The sequence below is a fragment of the Acidimicrobiia bacterium genome, from assembly GCA_012959995.1.
Taxonomy (GTDB): Bacteria; Actinomycetota; Acidimicrobiia; order Acidimicrobiales; family MedAcidi-G1; genus MedAcidi-G2B.
On the sequence record DUCC01000036.1, the window covers coordinates 32,883 to 52,271 of the forward strand.

General features: G+C 56.6%; 17 protein-coding genes. 6 read left to right on the forward strand and 11 right to left on the reverse strand.

Going from position 1 to position 19,389, the window contains the following annotated elements; translation table 11 throughout:
* Positions 1-9 precede the first annotated feature (9 nt).
* The gene (locus EYQ49_10135; protein HIG26221.1) at positions 10-414 is read left to right on the forward strand and encodes a cytidine deaminase; all 405 of its coding nucleotides are present in this window, start codon (positions 10-12) and stop codon (positions 412-414) included.
* A 9-nt stretch (positions 415-423) separates the two neighbouring features.
* Positions 424-1,704, forward strand: a complete 1,281-nt coding sequence (locus EYQ49_10140) for a thymidine phosphorylase (GenBank protein HIG26222.1) — start codon at positions 424-426, stop codon at positions 1,702-1,704.
* Here EYQ49_10140 and EYQ49_10145 read toward each other — a convergent pair whose 3' ends face one another.
* The 9 genes from EYQ49_10145 to EYQ49_10185 form a co-directional block, all read right to left on the reverse strand.
* Positions 1,705-2,550, reverse strand: a complete 846-nt coding sequence (locus EYQ49_10145) for an aldehyde dehydrogenase family protein (protein ID HIG26223.1) — start codon at positions 2,548-2,550, stop codon at positions 1,705-1,707.
* Positions 2,547-4,013 (reverse strand): aldehyde dehydrogenase family protein, encoded by a 1,467-nt coding sequence (locus EYQ49_10150; protein ID HIG26224.1) that lies wholly within the window; start codon positions 4,011-4,013, stop codon positions 2,547-2,549. Before EYQ49_10150 ends, EYQ49_10145 begins: the two co-directional genes overlap by 4 nt.
* Before the next feature lie 2 nt (positions 4,014-4,015).
* Complete coding sequence (gene deoC / locus EYQ49_10155; GenBank protein ID HIG26225.1) at positions 4,016-4,924, reverse strand: deoxyribose-phosphate aldolase; 909 nt, start codon at positions 4,922-4,924, stop codon at positions 4,016-4,018.
* 2 nt (positions 4,925-4,926) lie between these two features.
* Positions 4,927-6,609 carry a phospho-sugar mutase gene (locus EYQ49_10160; GenBank protein HIG26226.1) on the reverse strand — a complete coding sequence of 561 codons (1,683 nt, stop codon included), beginning with the start codon at positions 6,607-6,609 and terminating at the stop codon, positions 4,927-4,929.
* A complete protein-coding gene (locus tag EYQ49_10165) occupies positions 6,606-7,436 on the reverse strand; it encodes a purine-nucleoside phosphorylase (protein ID HIG26227.1) in 831 nt (276 codons plus the stop codon). Before EYQ49_10165 ends, EYQ49_10160 begins: the two co-directional genes overlap by 4 nt.
* A gap of 63 nt (positions 7,437-7,499) precedes the next feature.
* A complete protein-coding gene (locus EYQ49_10170) occupies positions 7,500-9,140 on the reverse strand; it encodes an acetolactate synthase (GenBank protein ID HIG26228.1) in 1,641 nt (546 codons plus the stop codon).
* Positions 9,141-9,205: 65 nt separating this feature from the next.
* Positions 9,206-10,582: an NAD(P)(+) transhydrogenase (Re/Si-specific) subunit beta gene (locus EYQ49_10175; GenBank protein ID HIG26229.1), complete on the reverse strand. Its 1,377-nt coding sequence runs from the start codon at positions 10,580-10,582 to the stop codon at positions 9,206-9,208.
* Positions 10,579-10,869 (reverse strand): NAD(P) transhydrogenase subunit alpha, encoded by a 291-nt coding sequence (locus EYQ49_10180; protein HIG26230.1) that lies wholly within the window; start codon positions 10,867-10,869, stop codon positions 10,579-10,581. Before EYQ49_10180 ends, EYQ49_10175 begins: the two co-directional genes overlap by 4 nt.
* Positions 10,866-11,996: an NAD(P) transhydrogenase subunit alpha gene (locus EYQ49_10185; GenBank protein HIG26231.1), complete on the reverse strand. Its 1,131-nt coding sequence runs from the start codon at positions 11,994-11,996 to the stop codon at positions 10,866-10,868. Before EYQ49_10185 ends, EYQ49_10180 begins: the two co-directional genes overlap by 4 nt.
* A gap of 102 nt (positions 11,997-12,098) precedes the next feature.
* On the opposite strand from EYQ49_10185, the gene EYQ49_10190 reads away from it, so the two are divergent.
* From EYQ49_10190 to EYQ49_10205, 4 genes are all read left to right on the forward strand, one after another.
* A complete protein-coding gene (locus tag EYQ49_10190) occupies positions 12,099-14,093 on the forward strand; it encodes a spermidine synthase (protein ID HIG26232.1) in 1,995 nt (664 codons plus the stop codon).
* 96 nt (positions 14,094-14,189) lie between these two features.
* Complete coding sequence (locus EYQ49_10195; protein ID HIG26233.1) at positions 14,190-15,893, forward strand: DEAD/DEAH box helicase; 1,704 nt, start codon at positions 14,190-14,192, stop codon at positions 15,891-15,893.
* Between the two features lie 115 nt (positions 15,894-16,008).
* The gene (locus tag EYQ49_10200; GenBank protein ID HIG26234.1) at positions 16,009-16,959 is read left to right on the forward strand and encodes a hypothetical protein; all 951 of its coding nucleotides are present in this window, start codon (positions 16,009-16,011) and stop codon (positions 16,957-16,959) included.
* On the forward strand, positions 16,872-17,591 hold the full coding sequence (locus EYQ49_10205; protein HIG26235.1) for a TetR/AcrR family transcriptional regulator: 720 nt from the start codon (positions 16,872-16,874) through the stop codon (positions 17,589-17,591). Before EYQ49_10200 ends, EYQ49_10205 begins: the two co-directional genes overlap by 88 nt.
* A gap of 123 nt (positions 17,592-17,714) precedes the next feature.
* Here EYQ49_10205 and EYQ49_10210 read toward each other — a convergent pair whose 3' ends face one another.
* The gene (locus tag EYQ49_10210; protein HIG26236.1) at positions 17,715-18,599 is read right to left on the reverse strand and encodes an NAD(P)-dependent oxidoreductase; all 885 of its coding nucleotides are present in this window, start codon (positions 18,597-18,599) and stop codon (positions 17,715-17,717) included.
* A complete protein-coding gene (locus tag EYQ49_10215) occupies positions 18,596-19,183 on the reverse strand; it encodes an amino acid synthesis family protein (GenBank protein ID HIG26237.1) in 588 nt (195 codons plus the stop codon). Before EYQ49_10215 ends, EYQ49_10210 begins: the two co-directional genes overlap by 4 nt.
* Positions 19,184-19,389 lie beyond the last annotated feature (206 nt).

The following is a 19,389-nucleotide window of genomic DNA, read 5'->3' on the forward strand; positions in this document are numbered from 1 at the left end:
ATTCGACCCATGACCACTATTGACTGGCCTGCCTTACGTGCTGCCGCAGCCCAAGCCGCCCAACAGGCTTACGCCCCTTATTCGGAGTTTGCGGTCGGGGCCGCTGGCCTGGTCGACGATGGGCGTCTGGTAACCGGCTGCAATGTAGAAAACGCTTCCTACGGACTGACCTTGTGTGCCGAATGCGGACTGGTCTCTGATTTGCATCGCACGGGTGGCGGGCAGTTGGTAGCCGCGGTAGCCACCAACCCCGCTGGCCAACCCTTGGCTCCTTGCGGACGTTGCCGCCAGTTGCTGCTCGAAGCGGGAGGCGAAGAACTCATGGTGGATGGCCCGGGCGGACCCAAAAATATTTTGGAACTCCTTGCCGACCCTTTCATCCCTCAAGATTTAAACACTTCAAACAATTCGTAGGCGGAAACCATGGACGTAGTTGACATCATCATTGCTAAACGGGACGGGCATCGTTTAAGCGACCAGCAAATTGAGTGGTTTATTAGCAACTATGCCCAAGGCGAAACCATTGCCGACGAACAAGCGGCGGCTCTCGCTATGGCTATTTATTTTCAAGGCATGGAACCCGATGAACTCAGCGTGTGGACTCGGGCCATGATCAACTCTGGGGCGTCTTTACAACTCGGCGACTTAGGCCGACCTACGGTAGACAAACACTCCACTGGCGGGGTGGGCGACAAAGTTTCGTTAATCCTGGTGCCACTGGTCGCCGCTTGCGGGGCCGCCGTACCTCAGTTATCTGGCCGCGGTTTGGGACACACTGGGGGCACGCTCGACAAAATGGAAGCCATTAGCGGTTGGCGGGCTTCGCTTTCTCTTGAAGAAATGGTCACCCAACTGCGTGAAGTCGGCGGCATCATTGCCGGAGCCACCAGCGACCTCAACCCCGTTGATCGGCGTCTTTACGCTTTGCGTGACGTCACCGGCACGGTGAGTTCTATTCCGCTCATCGCCAGTTCTATCATGTCGAAAAAAATTGCTGAAGGTACCGGCGCTCTGGTACTGGACGTCAAGGTGGGTGCCGGGGCTTTTCTGCCCGAGGTTGAACGAGGCCGCCAAGTGGCTGAAGCCATGGTGGCCCTCGGCGAAGATCACGGGGTGCGTACCGTGGCTTTGCTCACCGATATGGAAACCGTATTGGGGCGAGCGGCCGGCAATGCACTAGAAGTCACCGAATCCTTGGAGATACTGGCCGGTGGCGGCCCATCCGACGTTATCGAAATCACCGTTGCTTTAGCCCGAGAAATGCTGGCCTTAGTAGACATTGACATTGACCCAGCCGAGGTGTTGGCCTCCGGTGCGGCATTAGAAGTGTTTGAGCAAATGGTTTCTGCCCAAGGAGGCGACTTGAGCGCTGGTTTGCCGGTCGCTGAGCATCAGCAGCAAGTAGTCGCCCAAGAATCGGGTTATTTGAGCCGTTTAGATTGCCGCAGCGTTGGGGTAGCGGCGTGGCGTCTGGGGGCCGGCCGGGCCCGCAAAGAAGACCCCGTTAGCCCCACCGCTGGCGTCATGTGTTTAGCTAAGCCTGGCGACAAAGTAGAAGCCGGCCAACCCTTGTTAGAACTTCACAGCGACGATGCTGACCGTTTTGACCCGGCACTCGCTGCTTTGGAGGGAGCCCTCAGTATCAGCGAAAATGCTCCAGCGGTTCGTCCCCTCATTGTGGACCGCATCGCCAAAGAAGGCTAACTACTTGCCTATAGGGTGCCAGACCGTTTTCATCTCTAAGAAATCGGCAATGGCGTAAGGGCTTTCCGCTACCGGGTCGCCCCACACGGTGCGTTTCACGTTGACTGCTGCTGCTTCCAAAACCTCAGGGTCGAGGTCTTCGGGGGCCCCGGTGAGATCCACGGCGTTGATGTCGAGGTGGCCCATCATCCACGGCAACAGTTCATTTTTTTGACCGGTCAACAAGTTGACCACTCCCCCCGGCAAGTCAGAAGTGGCCAGCACTTCAGCCAAGGTGATAGCCACCAAAGAGGCCGGGCCTTCAATAACTGCGACGGCGGTGTTGCCGCTCACAATGATGGGAGCCAAACGAGAAACCAAACCCAGCAAAGCAGGCTGATCGGGAGCCATAACCCCCACTACCCCGGTGGGTTCTGGGAAAGTGAAGTTGAAATACGGGCCAGAAACCGGGTTCACGGTGCCCAACACGTGGTGGGTTTTGTCGGCCCACCCGGCATACCAAACCCAGCGGTCAATGGCTTGGTCTACTTGTTTGCTGGCCGCTTTTGGGGTCACCCCTATTTGGCGCAACACCGACACAAACTCGGGGCGCCGGGCTTCCATCATTTCGGCGGCCCGGTAAAGAATCTGCCCACGGTTGTAGGCGGTGCGACCTGCCCACGATTCTTGAGCTCCTCGGGCGGCCCGTACTGCTTCACGCAGATCTTTACGCGAAGCCTGCGAAGCGTTGGCCAACAGGGCGCCCTTGGCGTCACGCACGGCAAAGGTGCGGCCGGACTCCGAGCGAGGAAATGCCCCACCAATAAAGAGTTTGAATGTTTTGTCTACCGGAAGATGCTCGTTCATGACCGACCTCCGGTATCGGTGCGTACATAGGCTGAAAGCCCCTGCATGCCACCTTCTCGACCGAAGCCGCTTTCTTTGTAACCGCCAAAGGGGCTGGCGGGATCAAACTGGTTGTAGGTGTTGGCCCACACCACCCCGGCATTGAGGCGGTCGGCCATCCAAAGAATTTTGGAACCTTTTTCGGTCCAAACGCCGGCCGACAAACCAAACGGGGTGTTGTTGGCTTTTTGTAGCGCTTCGTCAGCGGTGCGGAAGGTTTGCACCGACAGCACCGGGCCAAAAATCTCTTCTTGAGCAATACGGTGACTTTGTTGCACCCCAGTGAAAATTGTTGGGGCGAACCAGAAGCCTTTTTTGTTCAAAGTACATTCAGGTTGGTACATTTCTGCACCTTCGCTCACCCCAACCTTTACGAGGTCGGCGATGCGCCCCAGTTGGGCCGCCGAGTTAATGGCCCCCACATCAGTATTTTTGTCCAGCGGATTACCGACCCGCAGCAAGTCAACGCGACGTTTAAGTTTTTCAATAAACATGTCGGCGATGGACTCTTGGACCAGCAACCGTGACCCGGCACAGCACACGTGACCTTGGTTAAAGAAGATGCCTTTTACGACACCTTCTACCGCTTGGTCGATGGCGGCATCGTCGAAGACAATGTGGGCTGCTTTCCCACCCAGTTCCAAAGTAAGCGGCAAGCGGCGAGCGGCGGCGGCTCGTTGAATCATTTTGCCTACCCCGGTGGACCCCGTAAAAGCCAGTTTGTCTACATCTGGGTGGTCTACCAAGGCTTGGCCGGTGGCGCCGGCGCCGGTCACGATGTTTACTACCCCGGGAGGCAAGTCAACGTCTTGGAGCACCTCAGCCAACAGCAAAGCGGTGAGTGGGGTAGTTTCGGCGGGTTTGAATACCACGGTGTTACCGGTGGCTAAAGCGGGAGCCAACTTCCAGGCGGCCATCATCATGGGGAAGTTCCAGGGGGTTATTTGACCCACCACCCCGTGCGAGGTGACCTTTCGCCCGGGAAAAGCGTAGTCCAATTTGTCGGCCCAACCGGCATGATAAAAGAAATGCGCCGCCGCTTGGGGCAAGTCGAAATCACGGCTTTCGGTGATGGGTTTCCCGCCGTCAAGGGTTTCGAGCACCGCAAATTCTCGGGCTCGTTCTTGTAGTTGGCGGGCGATGCGGTACAGGTAGCGGGCTCGTTGGCGGCCCGGCATGTCTCGCCAAGTGGTTTCGTAAGCGTGGCGTGCTGCTTTGACCGCTTTGTTTACATCTGCTTTTGAGGCCTCGGCAACGTCAGCCAAGTGGGCTTCGGTCGCTGGGTTGATGGTGGCGAAGGTTTTGCCGCCCCGAGCTTTAACGAACTCACCGTTAACGAACAAACCGTATTGTTTGGCAATGTTGACTACCGCCGTTGATTCAAGAGCCGGAGCGTAATCTAAGTCAAATTTTTCTGTGGTCATGATTAATCCACCGTCACGTAGTCGGGGCCGGAGTATCGGCCGGTATCAAGTTTGCCCAGTTGCTGCAGCACATCATTAAGCAGGCTGGAAGCTCCTAAACGAAAAAGGTCAGGGGTGAGCCAATCGGTTCCTAAAGTTTCACCAATAACCACCAGATAATGCCAAGCCTGTTTGGCCGTACGAATACCACCCGCTGCTTTGAGCCCAATGATTTCGCCGGTTGCTTCGGCGTGGTCACGAATCGCTTCGGCCATGCACAGCACCACCGGCAAGGTAGAAGCTTTGGGGATTTTACCGGTGGAGGTTTTAATAAAGTCGGCACCGGCGGCCATTGACAACATAGAAGCGCGGCGAATCTGGTCGTAACCGCCGAGTTCTCCGGTTTCTAAAATCACCTTTAGGTGAGCGTCACCGCAGGCTTCTTTAGCGGCCGCTACTTCGTCCATAACTAAGTTGTAGTCACCAGTAAGGAACGCTGACCGGTTTAATACGATGTCGATTTCGTGGGCACCGCGAGCCACGGCATCAGAAATATCATCAAGGCGAACGCTTAGCCGAGAGAGCCCGCTGGGGAACGCCCCAGCCACGCTGGCTACCTTGACTCCGGTACCTGCGGTAGCCGCTACGGCGTAATCCACCATTTCGGGGTACACACAAACCGCCGCTACCGGCGGCACAGCCAAGTTTGTTGGGTCGGGTCGAATGGCTTTTTGACACAAGGAAGCCACCTTGCCCGGGGTATCGGCCCCTTCTAAGGTGGTTAAGTCCATACAGCGAATACTCAGGTGCAGGGCCGCTCGTTTGCTGGTCGTTTTAATTGACCGGGTGGTGAGAGACTTTGCTCGGGCTTCTAGAGCCACCTGGTCAACCGAGGTCGCCAAAGACAGAGGTTTATCGGTTGTACACGCCATGGTTAACAGTCTGGCCTTTCATCCGGAGATTCACCACTTAATAAGCCACTGGCCGCCGACAAAAGAGCCGACAAGGCTTGGTCGGCGCTTGCTTCGGCTGATTTAGCCTTACCAGCGGCGACGGGTTCAATCACCTCGCCATAGATTTTCAACAACGGTTCGGTACCACTGGGGCGTATAACCAAACGGGCCCCCTCCATGGTCAAAGCCAAAGCGTTGGTGGGGGCCAAACCATTGACCCCGGTGGCATAATCTACAAGCTCGGTTATCGGTCGGTTAGCTAAAGTTTTTGGTGGCCCACTCCGTACCGTTTGCAGTAAACCAGCCATTATTTCCTCACCTTCGTGGCCAGAAAAGCGTCGGGTTACTTGGCCGGTGCGGTGCACCCCGTGGCGTTCCCACAAAGCATGCAGCAAGTCGACCACGGTGCGGCCATGGTCAGCTGCCTGGCTGGCCATTTCGGCAAATATCAAAGCGGCAGTAATCCCGTCTTTGTCTCGCACTTGGTCACCGATGGCGAAACCTAAGGCTTCTTCGTAGCCAAAAACAAAACGCAGGTCGGGGTTGGCTAACCCGGGGCGCACGATCCATTTGAACCCGGTCAAAGTTTCGGCGTAATGCACTCCATGGTGGGCAGCGATAGCGGCCAGCAGACGAGACGACACCACGGTGGTCGCCACCAAACGGTCTGCTCCTTGGCCTTTGCTTAACACGTGTTCGGCCAGCAATGCCCCTATTTCGTTGCCGGTAAATACTCGCCATCCAGAATCTTGCGGCACTCCAGCAATAAGCCGATCAGCATCGGGGTCGTTGGCCAACAACAAGTCGGCCTGTTCATCTTGGGCTAAAGCTAAGGCCAGGTCTAAGGTGCCGGGCACTTCGGGGTTGGGGAACTCCACGGTAGAAAAGTCGGGGTCGGGGTCGGCTTGTTGGGCCACCACCATCGGGGCTGCAAAACCGGCCGACGCAAAAGCAGCTTCTAGGGTTACTCGGCCTACCCCATGGACTGGGGTATAAACCACCGAAAGGTTGGCGGCACTATTTTGCGCTACTCCCCCAGCGGCGTAAGCCACGTAGGCCGCACTAAGCGCACCAGCATCTCGGAAAATCAACGCATGGTCTTCGTTGGCTAAGGCGACGTCTGGTGTCAGAGCATCGAGGTGGGCTGAGATTTCAGCATCAATCGGGGTGTTTATTTGCGCCCCATCGGCCCAATACACCTTGTAGCCGTTGTCTTGGCGAGGGTTGTGGCTGGCCGTGACCATGATGCCGGCGTCGGCCTTGAGGTGCCGCACCGAAAAAGCCAGCACCGGGGTGGGGAGCGCTTCGGGCAGCAAACAACTACGGATACCTAAGGCGGCCAACACTCGGGCGGAATCCTCAGCAAACACTTCGCTTTTGTGTCGAGCGTCGTAGCCGATAACTACCAGTGGGTCGGCGTGTTCTTCTAACAAACGCTGGCCGATAGCCGCTGCGGTCATGCGCACCAGGACCAGGTTCATGCCTTGCGGGCCGGCCGCTAAAGGGCCGCGTAAACCAGCAGTGCCAAAAGCCAGACGCCCGTTAAAGCGCTGTTCTAGGTCCGCTGCTGGGCCCGCAAAGAGCACCTTAATTTCTTCTTGGGTTTGCGGGTCGGGGTCGGCCGCCAGCCACTGTTGGGCTAAAGCCCGCACCGCATCGGTCACAGGCGTTCCAAAACCCCGCGGAGCAAAGCCACAATGCGGGGCCCGGCTTCTGCGGCGGCGTGCAGCACGTCTTCGTGGTCTACCAGTTCGTCGCTGGTGCCAGCGGCGGCGTTGGTGACCAACGAAATGCCCAGAACCTCGGCACCTAAGTGGCGAGCGGCGATGGTTTCAAGCACCGTCGACATTCCCACCAGGTCAGCGCCCCAATTGCCAATCATGCGTACTTCGGCCGGGGTTTCAAAAGCGCCGCCCAGTAAACCGGCATAAATGCCTTCGGGCAGCGAGTCGTCTACTTGGCGAGCCAAGTCACGCAGGCGTTGCGAGTAAGCCTCGGTGAGGTCAACAAAACGAATCGGTAGATCGCCAGAAGGCGCTGGCCCGGCCATGGGCGAATCGCCGGTCAGGTTTAGTTGGTCAGATAACAACACCGGTTGCCCTACTGGCCATGCCGGGTTTAGCCCGCCGGCGGCGTTGGTCAAAATAATGGTTTGGCAGCCGGCAGCGATGGCCGTGCGTACCCCGTGAACCACCGTGGTGACCGGGTGGCCTTCGTATAAATGGGCTCGACCGCCGAGCACCAGTACTGCGTTGTTTCCTACCGCCACCGAGCGAGCCAAGTTGCGGTGACCCAACACTGTGGGGGCAGGGAAACCTGGTAAGTCCGCCAAAGCAACATCGGCCACAATGTCGCCGAGGCCATCGGCCGCTTCGGCCCATCCAGAGCCCAACACGATGGCTACGTCGTGGCGTTCTACCCCGGTTCGTAGTGCGAGTTCGACTGCTGCTTCAGCGGCCAGTTGATAGGGGTCGGTGGTTGATGTGTTCATGGGTGTTCCTTATAAAAAACGTCGCCGTTAGAGAACACTGAGGGTACCGCAAAGACTGCCGGCTTAAACGTAAGTGCTTCCTTTGGGGGAACCTTCGTCTTTTCGGATTTTTACGTTGACTAAGGCAGGTTTGCCCGAGGCGAAGGCTCGTTCAAGGGCGGGGCGTATTTCTTCGGGGCGTTCACAGTATTCGCCGTGCCCACCTAAGGCTTCCACCACCTTGTCGTAGCGGGTGTCGGCCAGGTCGACCGCTACCTTGCGGTCAGCCCCATACAGGCCTACTTGAGGGCGCAACATCTGGCCCCAGGCGGCATCGTTGCCCATAATGCCCACAATGGGTAAGCCAAACCGCACCGCCGTGTCGTATTCGAAGCCGTTCAACCCAAAAGCCCCGTCGCCGTACACAATGAGCACCCGACGATCAGGAAAAGTGTGTTGAGCGGCCAAAGCAAACGGCATACCCACCCCCAAGGTGCCTAAGGGGCCGGGGTCCATCCAACAGTTTTCTCGCAGCACCGGCACCACTTTGGCTACTTGCGCCACAATGTCGCCACCGTCGCCAATAAGAATGGTGTCTTCGTCGATGAAGTCACGTATCTCGGCGGCAAAACGCAGGGGGTCGACCGGGCTTTCATTCGACGTCAGTTGTGCTTCGAAGGTGGCGGCGATTTCGTTTTCTCGGCTACGCAAGGTGGCCGACCAGTCGCTGAAATCGGGGGCGGCACCTTGGGCCTCAAGTTCGGCCAGCAAGAGGTCGAACGAAGCCCCGATATTCCCGACGACCGCTACCTGGGCCGACCGGTTTTGGCCAATCAGTCCGGCTTCCATTTCGAGTTGAATAATGGTGGCGTCGGCAGGTACTGAAGCGCCATAACGCAAACGAAAGTCCAGAGGTGACCCGGCCAGCAAAAACACGTCGCATTGGCTCATGGCTTCTTTGCGCACCCGGTTAAAAAACTGCCGATGGTCAGAGCGCATTTGCCCCCGCCCCATGCCGTTAAGAAACACCGGAATATTGGTGGCTTCGGCAAAACGGGTAAGTGCAGCGCTACCTTGGCTCCACTTGACCCCGGTGCCACCCAGCACCATGGGCCGTTGAGCTTGAGCCAGAACTTGGGCGGCGGCGGCAACATCAACCGGGTCAGGTACGACTTGCGGCGGAGTGGTGCGCATTTGCGGAAAATACGTTGTTTCGATGTCGGCCGGCCCCATGAGCACATCCATGGGGATCTCTAAAAAGGCTGGCCCCGGCACTCCGGTAACGGCGGCCCGTACTGCCATCTCGATGTATTCGGGGATACGCCCGGTTTCGTAGCAGGCATCGGCCCATTTGCTAATAGGGCGAATCATGGACACGTGGTCCATTTCTTGCAATGACCCGCGCCGCATATTGTTAAATGGTCCTTGCCCGCCGATAACCAAAATGGGGCTGTTGGCCCGCCAAGCATTGGCGATGCCGGTTACCCCATCGGTAATACCCGGCCCGGCGGTGAGCACAGCACAGCCGATGCGGCCCGGGTTGAGCCGACTGTAAGCGTCGGCGGCGTGTACGGCGGCTTGTTCATGGCGTACATCTATGACCTCAATGCCTTCATCGAGGGCGCCGTCGTAGATGGGCATGATGTGCCCGCCGCTGAGGGTAAAGATCGCTCCTACCCCAGCATCGGCTAAAGCCTTCGCTGCCAACTTGCCGCCGTGGGTCATTGCCTGCACCTTTCGTCGTGTTGCTAACGAGGGTACGCAGTAGTTGGCCGCTTAAGCCAATTGGGTCAGCCTTCGTTGAGGGCGGTGACGATTTCTAATACGGCTTCCCGAGCGTCAGCGAAGTAAAGCAACGCATTGTCAGCCACAAACAGCGGGTTTGAGATGCCGGCAAAACCCGGGCTAAGCGAGCGTTTGATTACCACCACGGTGCGTGAGTCGTCGACGTCCAAAATGGGCATGCCGGCAATGGGCGAGTCGGGGTCGGTGCGTGCTGCCGGGTTAACCACATCGTTGGCGCCGATGACGATGGTTACGTCGGTGCGAGCAAAGGTGGGGTTGATTTGGTCCATGTCGAAGAGCAGTTCGTAGTCGATTTCTGCTTCGGCGAGGAGCACGTTCATGTGGCCGGGCATGCGTCCCGCTACCGGGTGAATACCGAACACCACTTCAACGCCTGAGGCTTCAAGCCTGACCATGAGGTCCCGCACGGCGTGTTGGGCTTGAGCCACTGCCATACCGTAGCCGGGCACAATAACTACCCGTTCGGCGATTTCGAGCAGCATGGCTACTTCTTCACCGGAGGTTGCCGTTACTCCGTCGCCGTAGTCGTCGTCGCCCGAAGACGACCCGGTGGGCGCAGCGGTAAAGAGCACTTCGAGCAGCGAGCGGTTCATGGCTTTACACATGACTTGGGTGAGCACCAGGCCGCTGGCTCCCACCAGAGAACCGGCGATGATGAGCAGCGGATTGTCCAAAACAAACCCGGTAGTGGAGGCGGCTACCCCCGACAAAGCGTTGAGTAGGGCAATGACCACTGGCATGTCGGCCCCGCCAATGGGCACAGTGCCCAGTACGCCCAAAATGAAACCGGCGGCTACCAACGCCCATAGCCATCCTTGGTTTTCGGGTTGCATCACCAGCAACACGGCGAGCGGTACGGCTACCAGCAGCGAAGCGGCTCGTACCAGCGAAAGGCCAGGAAACCCCGACCATCCTAGCGAACCTTTTAACTTGCCAAAAGCAATCATGGACCCAGTCAAGGTTACGGCACCTATGAACGCAGTAACGGCGGCCGCTACCGATATTTGGGTGGTGTGGGCGTTGAGGTCTACGGCTTCGATAAACGAGGCGGCCGCTACCATCACCGAGGCTCCACCGCCGAACCCGTTGAACAGGGCCACCAATTCGGGCATGGAGGTCATCTTGACTTTGAGGGCCAGCACTGCGCCGATGGCTGTTCCGATAGCCAGCGCCAGAGCCAACATGGTGTAAGTCAAAATGTCTTGGTTGAGTAAGGTGACCAAAACGGCCAGAAACATACCAGCGGCCCCTAAAAGGTTGCCTCGGGGGGCGGTGCGGGGCCGTCCTAAGCCTTTGAGGCCCACGATGAACAGCACTGCGGACAGCAAGTAGCCCAAGTCAATGATGTCAAGGCGACTCATGATCGGTTCTTCTTTCGCCCGGCAAACATAGCGAGCATGCGGTTGGTGACTAAAAAGCCGCCCACCACGTTGATGGTGGCCAAGGTGACCGCCACGAAACCCAAGGTGGTGGTGAGCACCGAGTGGTCGGTGCCGGCAGAAACAAGGGCCCCGATAAGGGTGATGCCAGAAATAGCGTTTGACCCCGACATGAGCGGGGTATGCAAGGTGGCGGGCACCTTAGAAATAAGTTCCATGCCTAAGAACACGGCCAGAACAAACAGGGTGAGAGCAATAAGCAAGGTCATGAGGCCACCTCGGGGTTAGTTGCTGAGGCAAGGTTTTGTTGTACTCGTTGGTGCACTATTTCTCCACCGATGGCTACCAGCATGGGTTCGATCACATCGTCTTTTCGGTCGATGGTCAACGACCCTTCGTTGTTGAGCATGCGCACCAGGTTGACCATGTTGTTGGCAAACATGCGAGAGGCTGAGAGTGCCATACCGGAGGCCAAGTTGGTGGGGCCTAAAATGGTGACCCCTTGGTGTTCGACTTCTTGGTCGGCTTGGGTGTAACTGCAGTTGCCGCCGCGTTGGGCGGAGAGGTCTACTAGCAAAGACCCGGGTTTCATTGCGTCGACCATGGTTTCGGTTACCAGAATGGGACTGCGGGCTCCGGGGATGGCGGCCGCCGTGAAGACAATGTCGGCTTCGGCAAGGTGCGGGGTGAGGCCGGCTTGGTTGCGGGCGTTTTGTTGGTCTCGGGTTTCTTCGCCTTCCGGGCTTTCGATTTTGATGGAGCGTGCCCCTAAGGATCTAATTTGTTCTCGGGCTTCGGGGCGAATATCGAAGCCCTCTACGGTGGCGCCCAGTCGGCGGGCAATGGCTATGGCTTGCAAACCAGCTACGCCAGCGCCCAGCACCACAATTTTTGCTGGCGGGATGGTTCCGGCGGCGGTAATGAGCAGCGGAAAAAGTTTGGGGTGGCGTTCGGCTGCCATAAGCACCGCTTGAAAACCCACCACGGTGGCCATAGAAGACAAAACGTCTACGGCTTGGGCACGGGTGCTGCGCGGTACCAAGTCGAGAGAGATTACGGCAGCGCCGGTGGCGGCTACTGCTTGGGCTTGGGTGGCGTCCCATACCGGGTCAAAAAGACCAATGACTAAGTGGTCGCTGGTGAGGGCAGTGAGTTCTTGGCCAGAGAGATCGCCTACGGTAAGCACCACGCCTTGGTCGCCGAGGGTGCTCGTCAAATCTGGAGTGACGGTGGCGCCGGCTTCTTGGTACTGATCGTCGTAAAACCCTGCGTTTTGTCCGGCTCCGGTTTGAACAAACACTTGATGACCGTCGGCCAGCAAGTTCTGTACTGCTTCTGGGGTGGAGGCCACGCGTCGTTCTTCGGCCCCCGCTTCGTTTATAACGGCTATCCTCACAGTGAACCTTTCGCCAACAGACTGGTTTTACCTCTCCCGAGGTTAACGGTGTTAGGCGAGGCAGCAACGGGCGTGTGACACTTCTGACTACGCTCTTTATTTATGAACGAACCTCTGTCTTCGCAAAGTGTGCGAACCCGTTTGGCTTTGTCGGCGTTTTTGCTACTTTTTGTGGAGTTGGCTTTGATTCGTTGGTTGGGGGCCAACGTTGTTTATTTGGCTTATTTTTCTAATTTTGTTTTGGTGGGGAGTTTTTTAGGTATTGGTTTAGGTTTTCTTTGGGCGGGACGATTTGATTTTCGATTGTTTCCGTGGTCGCCGTTGGTTTTAGCGGCTTTTGTTGTCTTTGTTCGTTTGGCTGATGTCAGCATCGAAGTTGGAGGGTCAAACCTTATTTTCTTTGCTGATCAACGACCGGTGGGTCCGCCTCGTTGGTTGATTCTTACCGTTATTTTTATGGCCGTGGCGGTCATTGTGGCTTGCCTAGCTGATGGTTTAGCTCGGTATTTTTCGTTGCTGACGCCGTTGGATGCTTACCGGTGGGATCTCATCGGCTCTATTGCTGGCGTGGTGGGGTTTTCGGTGCTCTCATTTTTGGGAGCCCCGCCGGTGGTATGGGGGTTAGTTGCCGGTGGTTTGCTCTTAGCGCTCTTGCATGGTTCCGATTGGCGCACTACGGCGCTTCGGGTCGCTGCGGTGTTGCTGTTGGTGGGGATTCTGGGTGCCGAGTCAACGGGGGAAGACAAGGCGTGGTCCCCGTATTACGCCTTATCTTGGACAGCCAGCCCGTTTGGCGGAATCATCATGCACATCAACGATGTGGCCACCTGGGCACAAGCCCCGGCTGGCGACATGACCGGCTACGCCTTTGCTCACGACATGCGGGCGGCCGATACCCCGGGCGAGGTCCTGATTATTGGTGCGGGGTCTGGCAACGATGTGGCAGAAGCGTTGGCTCGCGGCGCTACCCGGGTTGATGCCGTAGAGATTGACCCAGAGATTTACCAAATTGCCCGAGACACCCACCCGGATAACCCATATGCCGACCCTCGGGTGTTTGTCCATATCGATGATGGTCGAGCTTTTTTAGAGGGCACCGACCGAAAGTGGGACATGATTTTACTAGCGCTGCCTGATTCATTGACGGTGGTTTTGGGTCAAGGGTCAGTGCGTTTGGAGAGCTACTTGTTTACCGAAGAAGCGGTGGCTGCTTATCACGATCATTTACGTGCTGACGGCACTTTTACTATGTACAACTTCATGCGTGAGGGGTGGCTGGTTGATCGTTACGCCGGCACTTTGGCCGCCGAGTTTGCGCAACCTCCTTGCGTGATTGACCCACAAGCGGATTTTCTTTCCGTGTTGCTCGTGGCGGACGACCCATCTGCTTTGACCTGCCCGGCGGAGACTGCTTGGGTGCCGGCGGCGGATCAACCGGCTCCAGTTTCTGATGATCGGCCGTTTCCTTATTTACGTACGGCACACATTCCTGGGTTTTATTTGTTGACCATTGGTTTAATGCTGGGCCTTTCGGCGTTGGCGGTGCGAGCGGTCGCTGGCCCGCTAAGTGGTATGCGACGCCAAGCGGACGTGTTCTTTATGGGTTTGGCTTTTTTGTTGTTGGAAACCAAAAATGTGGTGCAGTTCGCTTTGTTGTTTGGCACTACTTGGTTTGTTAATGCTTTAGTGTTTGTCAGTTTGTTGGGCTCGGTGTTGGCTGCCGTTGAGGTGACGCGCCGGGTGAAATTTAAAAACCCTCGACTTCTTTATGTCTTGCTGGCGGGGACGCTGGTTTTGAATTGGGTGGTCCCTGCTGGCTGGTTGCTGTCTTTAGGCCCAATGCTGCGTTTACTGGCGGGCGGCGGGGTGGCTTTTCTACCAGTGTTTGTAGCCAACCTTATTTTCGCTGACCGGTTCCGTGACGAAAAAGAACCAACCCTGGCCTTTGGCGCCAACTTGTTAGGGGCAGTGGTTGGTGGCTTATTGGAATACGTCGCTTTGCTCACCGGTTACCGAGCCTTGTTGCTTATCGTCGCCGCAGCGTATGTTCTGGCTTTATTGACCGCCCAAAAGCCTCTCCTCTCGCATTCAGAGTGACATTTCCTTTAGTATTTTTTATTCATCCACGTCTTTGGGCATTGTCTCCGGTAGCGTCGCTGGAGGTCTTTATTCCCTTTAGAACCGACGGCGGCAATGAACCACACCGACTATTATTTGTATCGCTGGCAACTTGAGGCTTTGGTGAGTTGGCTGCGTTGTGGACGCAGTGGCATTGTCGAGGCGGTCACCGGGTCTGGTAAAACTAATGTGGCTTTAGCGGCCGCTGCCGATGCCCACCGTCGCGGTTTGTTTGTTTTGGTGGTGGTGCCGAGTCGAGTGCTGATGAACCAGTGGACTGCTCGTTTGCACGAGTTTTTGCCCCAATGCCGCATCGGTCGTTTGGGCGACACTTTTACTGACCAGGTCAAAGACTGCGACATTTTGGTCACCACCCGGCATTCGGCGAGCGCCAAAAAACCTTTGCCTCCTACTGATGCAGGGGGCTTGATTATTGCCGATGAATGCCACGGTTTCGGTGGCGCAACCTTGCGTAAGTCACTTATTCATGAATACCAGGAACGCCTGGGGCTCACCGCTACTTTGGAGCGTTCCGACGAAGCGGTGGAAAAAACTTTGATCCCATTTTTTGGTGGGGTGTGTTACCGCTACGGGTTTGGCCAAGCCATAAGCGACGGTGTGTGTGCGCAACCTCGGGTGGCTTTTGCGGCGGTGCCGTTGGCCGACGATGAACGCTCCGAGTACGACGCTATTGAAGCTTCGCTGGTCCATGCCCGCCAAACCTTGCGGGACGTACCCAACATGCCGCAAGATTCTTTTGGCGATTTTTTGGCGGCCGTAAGTTACTTGGCAGAAAACGATGGCGGCCCGCATGGCAAGGCAGCCACTATTTACCTAGAGGCGTTTAGCAAGCGCCGAGAAATCGTGGCGACCAGCCGCACCAAATACGAGGTGCTCAGCAACTTCGCTCCCATTATTCAAGATTCAGCCGGCACGCTGCTCTTTACTCAAACTGTTAAAGCCGCCAACCACGCCATCAACCGGTTGGACCCGCTTTTGGGCATCGACATCATTACCGGAGCTACCAGTAGAGGTGACCGGGAACGTATTTTGGGGGCGCTTCGAGAGGGCACCTTGGATGCGGTGGCTGCACCTCGGGTGCTTGATGAAGGCATTGACGTGCCGGACGCCAACTTGGGCATTGTTATTAGCGCGAGCCGTACCCGGCGGCAGATGATTCAACGCATGGGCCGCATTTTGCGTCGCAAGCCGTTGGGTAGTGGCGCTCGTTTTGTCATTTTGTACGCCAGCGACACGTTGGAAGACCCTTCGGCCAACGAGCGTGACGGCTTCATGGAAGAGATGGAAGACATCAGCGAATCGTCGCATGTGTTTGGTGCGGGCCAACACGACAAGTTGGGCAAGTTTTTAGATTACACCGGGCCGAAAAAACTTATTGAGCCCAAAACGGTGGGTCCGATGTCTTCGTTGGATGATTTGCCGGCTCGTTTGGATGACATTGCTCGCTACGCATGGTTGAGCTTTTTGTCTTGGCCGGAGGTCACCGAGTCTCATGAAGAGATTTGGGCCACTAATTCTATTGGCGCTTACGAAGCCCCGTACCTTGATTTTAAGGTACAAGAATTGCCCGAGATCACTAAAGAGCGGGCTAAACGAACCAAAGACACTCGACTTTCCACCGGCGAAAACCCGGTCAGGCTGTTGAAACACCCCGATGGTTTTGTGCTGCAATGCACCGGGTGCGAAGCTTTGTCGGACGTCACCCCTTTCCGTTGGAAGGCTTTAGAAGCCACCGTGGAATGCAGTTGCTTGTGGTGATAATTTAGAAAGCACAAACAACTGCACTCCACCGGTGCCTCTAAGGCCTTCATACGGTACTCTCGCGGAGCGTTGACCATGTTGAAGACTCGCTATAAAATAATAAGGAAGTTCAATGAACACACCAAGAGATCTAACCAGCGAACCTCTCGTCGGGGTTGAGCGCCTGCACTACGAACGGTCGGTTGTCACGCCATACACCACAGCGTTTGGTTGGCGAAGCCTGTTCAACGCTGTCTGGCCGATGGTCGGATGGGTCAGCGTAGTAGCGGCCTACCGAGCGGACAAGATTCCGCTGTTGGCGGGCATAGTGCTGGCGGCCGTGTTCTTGCAAGCGTTCTACATGCCAGTACACGAGGCCGTCCACCGGACCATCTCAGCGGGACGACAGAACCTTGTGTGGATCGACCGGGCCGTGGGCTCGGTCTGTGCTTTCATGATCTCCGCCAGTTTCGTCGAGCATCGCCACACACACCTCCTTCATCACACACATGCGAACGAGGACGCTGATCCCGATTTTCTCAACGCAAAGGGGTCGCCCCTCATAGTTGCAGCACGCACTGCGACGGCGGCACTCCTCTACCTTGTGTTGCCGGTCCTGACGGTAGTTCCTGGAGGCAGACACCTTCTCTTCGGGCTCCAGGATCGCCTCAAAGCGATGGACACGTTTCGGTCACGTGATGCGAAGCGTGGCGCAACCTTGGTCGCCTGGGGCCACATCGTTCTGTTGGCGACGACAACGCTGGCCGGGTTTGCGGTTGAGGCCTGGTTACTGTTCTACGTTCCGATCTGGATCGGGCGAGTCTGGCTTTCGCTAGTCTTCGCTTGGTTGCCACATCATCCCCACAGCGAGGTCGGCCGTTATCGCGACACCCGGGTGTTCACGTTCTTCGCCAGCAACTTTTTGATTCGTGGCCACGACTACCATCTGATTCATCATCTGTTTCCCCGCGTGCCGCATTACAAGCTCCGCTCGGTGTGGCGGGACATAGCCCCGCACCTGGTCGTTCAGGGGGCGAGAATCGAAGGCACCGCGGCACGCAAACTGGGGATCGCTCCGCAGTGACGACACCACTAGGAGATGATAAACAGAAAAACGTCGACGGGCGTGCAACACGTGGCGCCCGCGACTTTGATCGGAACCACAGAGACATCCTCAACGCTGCGATTGAACTAATCGGTGAGGATGTACCCCGCTCGTTGACGGTCGCCGCGGTGGCAGAACGGTCTGGCTTTTCGCCCATGACAGTGTACAAACATTTCCCAGGTGGTCGGGCGGAAATGGTGGGGATTATCCGCAATCAGGTACTAGCCAGCGGTGCACAGAAGTACATGCAACAGGCGCCGACGTTGTCCGGTGAGGAACACCCGCGAGCCTTTCTGTTTGCGATGGTTGACGAATTTCTCTCAAACAAAAACCTGGTCATTCATTCGCTCTCAATGAGCATCGAACTCGCCGACAAGAACGCGTGGATTTCAGACCCTATAGGACTCGCCTGGCACTCAATTGAGATGGCGGAAAAGACCATCGAACTGCCGGCTACGGTGGCCGAGTTGGCGACGCTGATGGCAACGTTTTTCCGGGGAGCGTTATACGCGTGGTGCAACCGGTTCTTATCCGACGAAGAGTTTAAACGCCTCGCCGTTCAGTCTTTCGATGTGGCGATCGCCGCAGCTGAGGCGGGACATCATGCGTAGACCACTGCCTGCCATTTGCTGTGCTACATAAGTTCCCCTTTAAGGTCTCAACGGGACGAACCGCTGTGCCCCCCAACGACGGTAGTACGCATTCCCTAAGCCCGTAATAAAGCCAGCGACTAGTTAGCCACTGCGATGTGATCGTTGGCGCTCCATTAAACTGCTCCAATCCCATCCTTGGCCGCCCATACGCTCAACATCGGCCAAGAACTGCCCCACCATTGAAGTGATCGGGAGCGGAACAGCCATTTCTCGGGCTGCTTCCATGCACAAGGCAATGTCTTTTTGCATTAACGGGGTAGCGAAGCCAAAGTCGTACTCTCCGGCCAGCATGGTTTCCGCCCGGTTTTCCATTTGCCATGACGTTGAAGAACCCTTCAACATAACCGAAATTACCTGGGCCACATCAAGGCCAGCAGACTCTGCAAAATCTAAACCCTCGGCTAAGGCTTGGCAGAGGCCAACCACGCAAATTTGGTTAGCCATTTTGGTCAGTTGCCCCGCCCCGGAAGGGCCTAAATGGGTGGCCAAACTGGCATAAAGTTCAATGAAGGGCAGGGCCCGGGTTACCGATTCGTCAGCCCCGCCCACCATGATGGTTAAGCCACCGTTTACCGCACCTTGTACACCTCCAGAAACCGGGGCATCCAAAAAGCCAGCTCCCTGATTGGTCGCCGCTTCGGCCAGTTCACGAGATACAGCTACCGAAGCCGTGGTGTGATCTACCCACACTGCACCGGTTTCTAAGCCAGCGAAAATCCCGTCGTCGCCGTAAGCAGCAGTGCGCAGATGGGCGTCGGCGGGAAGCGAGGTGAACACTATTGACGCCCCAGCGGCAGCTTCTCGAGGAGAAGAGGCAGCCTGCCCGCCGTGTTCAGCCACCCAGCGGTCGACGGTTTCTTCAAAAATGTCAAAAACAGTGACCTGATGGCCGGCGGCTCTTAAATGGCCAGCCATCGGATAACCCATGCGCCCTAAACCAATAAAAGCAAATTTTTCAACGCTCATGCGGGTACTCCTTCGGTTCCGCGGTCAGCCAAAGTAAAGCCATTGACCAAACGCTCGTGGACCCTGCCGCCTATAGCCATAGCCAAGACAAACACGATCTCGTTTTCTCGTGGAGCATCGGGTACCCCGACTTCCATGGCGTCGTAATGGCTACCCACATAAGACCAAGCGAGATGGGTAAGTGGAATATCAATTCTGGCACCCATGCCGGCCACTTTTTTTGTTGAGGGGACAATGGCAGTGCCAGCCCCTAAAGACGCACGCATACCGGTCCCTCCGGGTATGTGCCATACTGCCCCGTGTTCGATTTCACCCGCACCGCCCACAATTGCGCCTTTGCCATAACCGTCAATAATGGCGGGGTCCCCTCCCAAAAGGTCAATGAGATTTGTTCCCATTTCGTGGCCGAGGGCTTTTAGTTCCTCGGTGGCTGTTTGGAAATCTTCAACAAAAGTGCCAGCGTACGGGTTGCTTACCACCGCCATCATGGCAGCTTTCTTTACCGGACGTTCGGGCGGCGGTCCAAACTCATGGCGTATTTCCTCTACGGCACTAACAAACTTTCTCACCACAAAAAGACTCATTCGGTCCCCCCTAGGGCGCTTTTCGCGCCGGTAAAACTCAATGTCAAAGATACTCGCCGCGAAGGTACTACATCAAGGCCTTAGAAACCACCGTTGAGTGCAGTTGTTTGTGGTAATCCACTAGACAGCACAAAACCCCTGCTCAAGCAAGGGTTTTATTTGGTCGGGCTGAGAGGATTTGAACCTCCGACCTTCGGTCCCCCAGA

Excerpts from the sequence above, each read along its gene's own strand:
- EYQ49_10135 (HIG26221.1), top strand. The coding sequence starts at position 10 with ATGACCACTATTGACTGGCCTGCCTTACGTGCTGCCGCAGCCCAAGCC.
- EYQ49_10140 (HIG26222.1), top strand. The coding sequence starts at position 424 with ATGGACGTAGTTGACATCATCATTGCTAAACGGGACGGGCATCGTTTA.
- EYQ49_10145 (HIG26223.1), bottom strand. The coding sequence starts at position 2,550 with ATGAACGAGCATCTTCCGGTAGACAAAACATTCAAACTCTTTATTGGT.
- EYQ49_10150 (HIG26224.1), bottom strand. The coding sequence starts at position 4,013 with ATGACCACAGAAAAATTTGACTTAGATTACGCTCCGGCTCTTGAATCA.
- deoC (HIG26225.1), bottom strand. The coding sequence starts at position 4,924 with ATGGCGTGTACAACCGATAAACCTCTGTCTTTGGCGACCTCGGTTGAC.
- EYQ49_10165 (HIG26227.1), bottom strand. The coding sequence starts at position 7,436 with ATGAACACATCAACCACCGACCCCTATCAACTGGCCGCTGAAGCAGCA.
- EYQ49_10170 (HIG26228.1), bottom strand. The coding sequence starts at position 9,140 with ATGACCCACGGCGGCAAGTTGGCAGCGAAGGCTTTAGCCGATGCTGGG.
- EYQ49_10175 (HIG26229.1), bottom strand. The coding sequence starts at position 10,582 with ATGAGTCGCCTTGACATCATTGACTTGGGCTACTTGCTGTCCGCAGTG.
- EYQ49_10180 (HIG26230.1), bottom strand. The coding sequence starts at position 10,869 with ATGACCTTGCTTATTGCTCTCACCCTGTTTGTTCTGGCCGTGTTCTTA.
- EYQ49_10190 (HIG26232.1), top strand. The coding sequence starts at position 12,099 with ATGAACGAACCTCTGTCTTCGCAAAGTGTGCGAACCCGTTTGGCTTTG.
- EYQ49_10195 (HIG26233.1), top strand. The coding sequence starts at position 14,190 with ATGAACCACACCGACTATTATTTGTATCGCTGGCAACTTGAGGCTTTG.
- EYQ49_10200 (HIG26234.1), top strand. The coding sequence starts at position 16,009 with ATGAACACACCAAGAGATCTAACCAGCGAACCTCTCGTCGGGGTTGAG.
- EYQ49_10210 (HIG26236.1), bottom strand. The coding sequence starts at position 18,599 with ATGAGCGTTGAAAAATTTGCTTTTATTGGTTTAGGGCGCATGGGTTAT.
- EYQ49_10215 (HIG26237.1), bottom strand. The coding sequence starts at position 19,183 with ATGAGTCTTTTTGTGGTGAGAAAGTTTGTTAGTGCCGTAGAGGAAATA.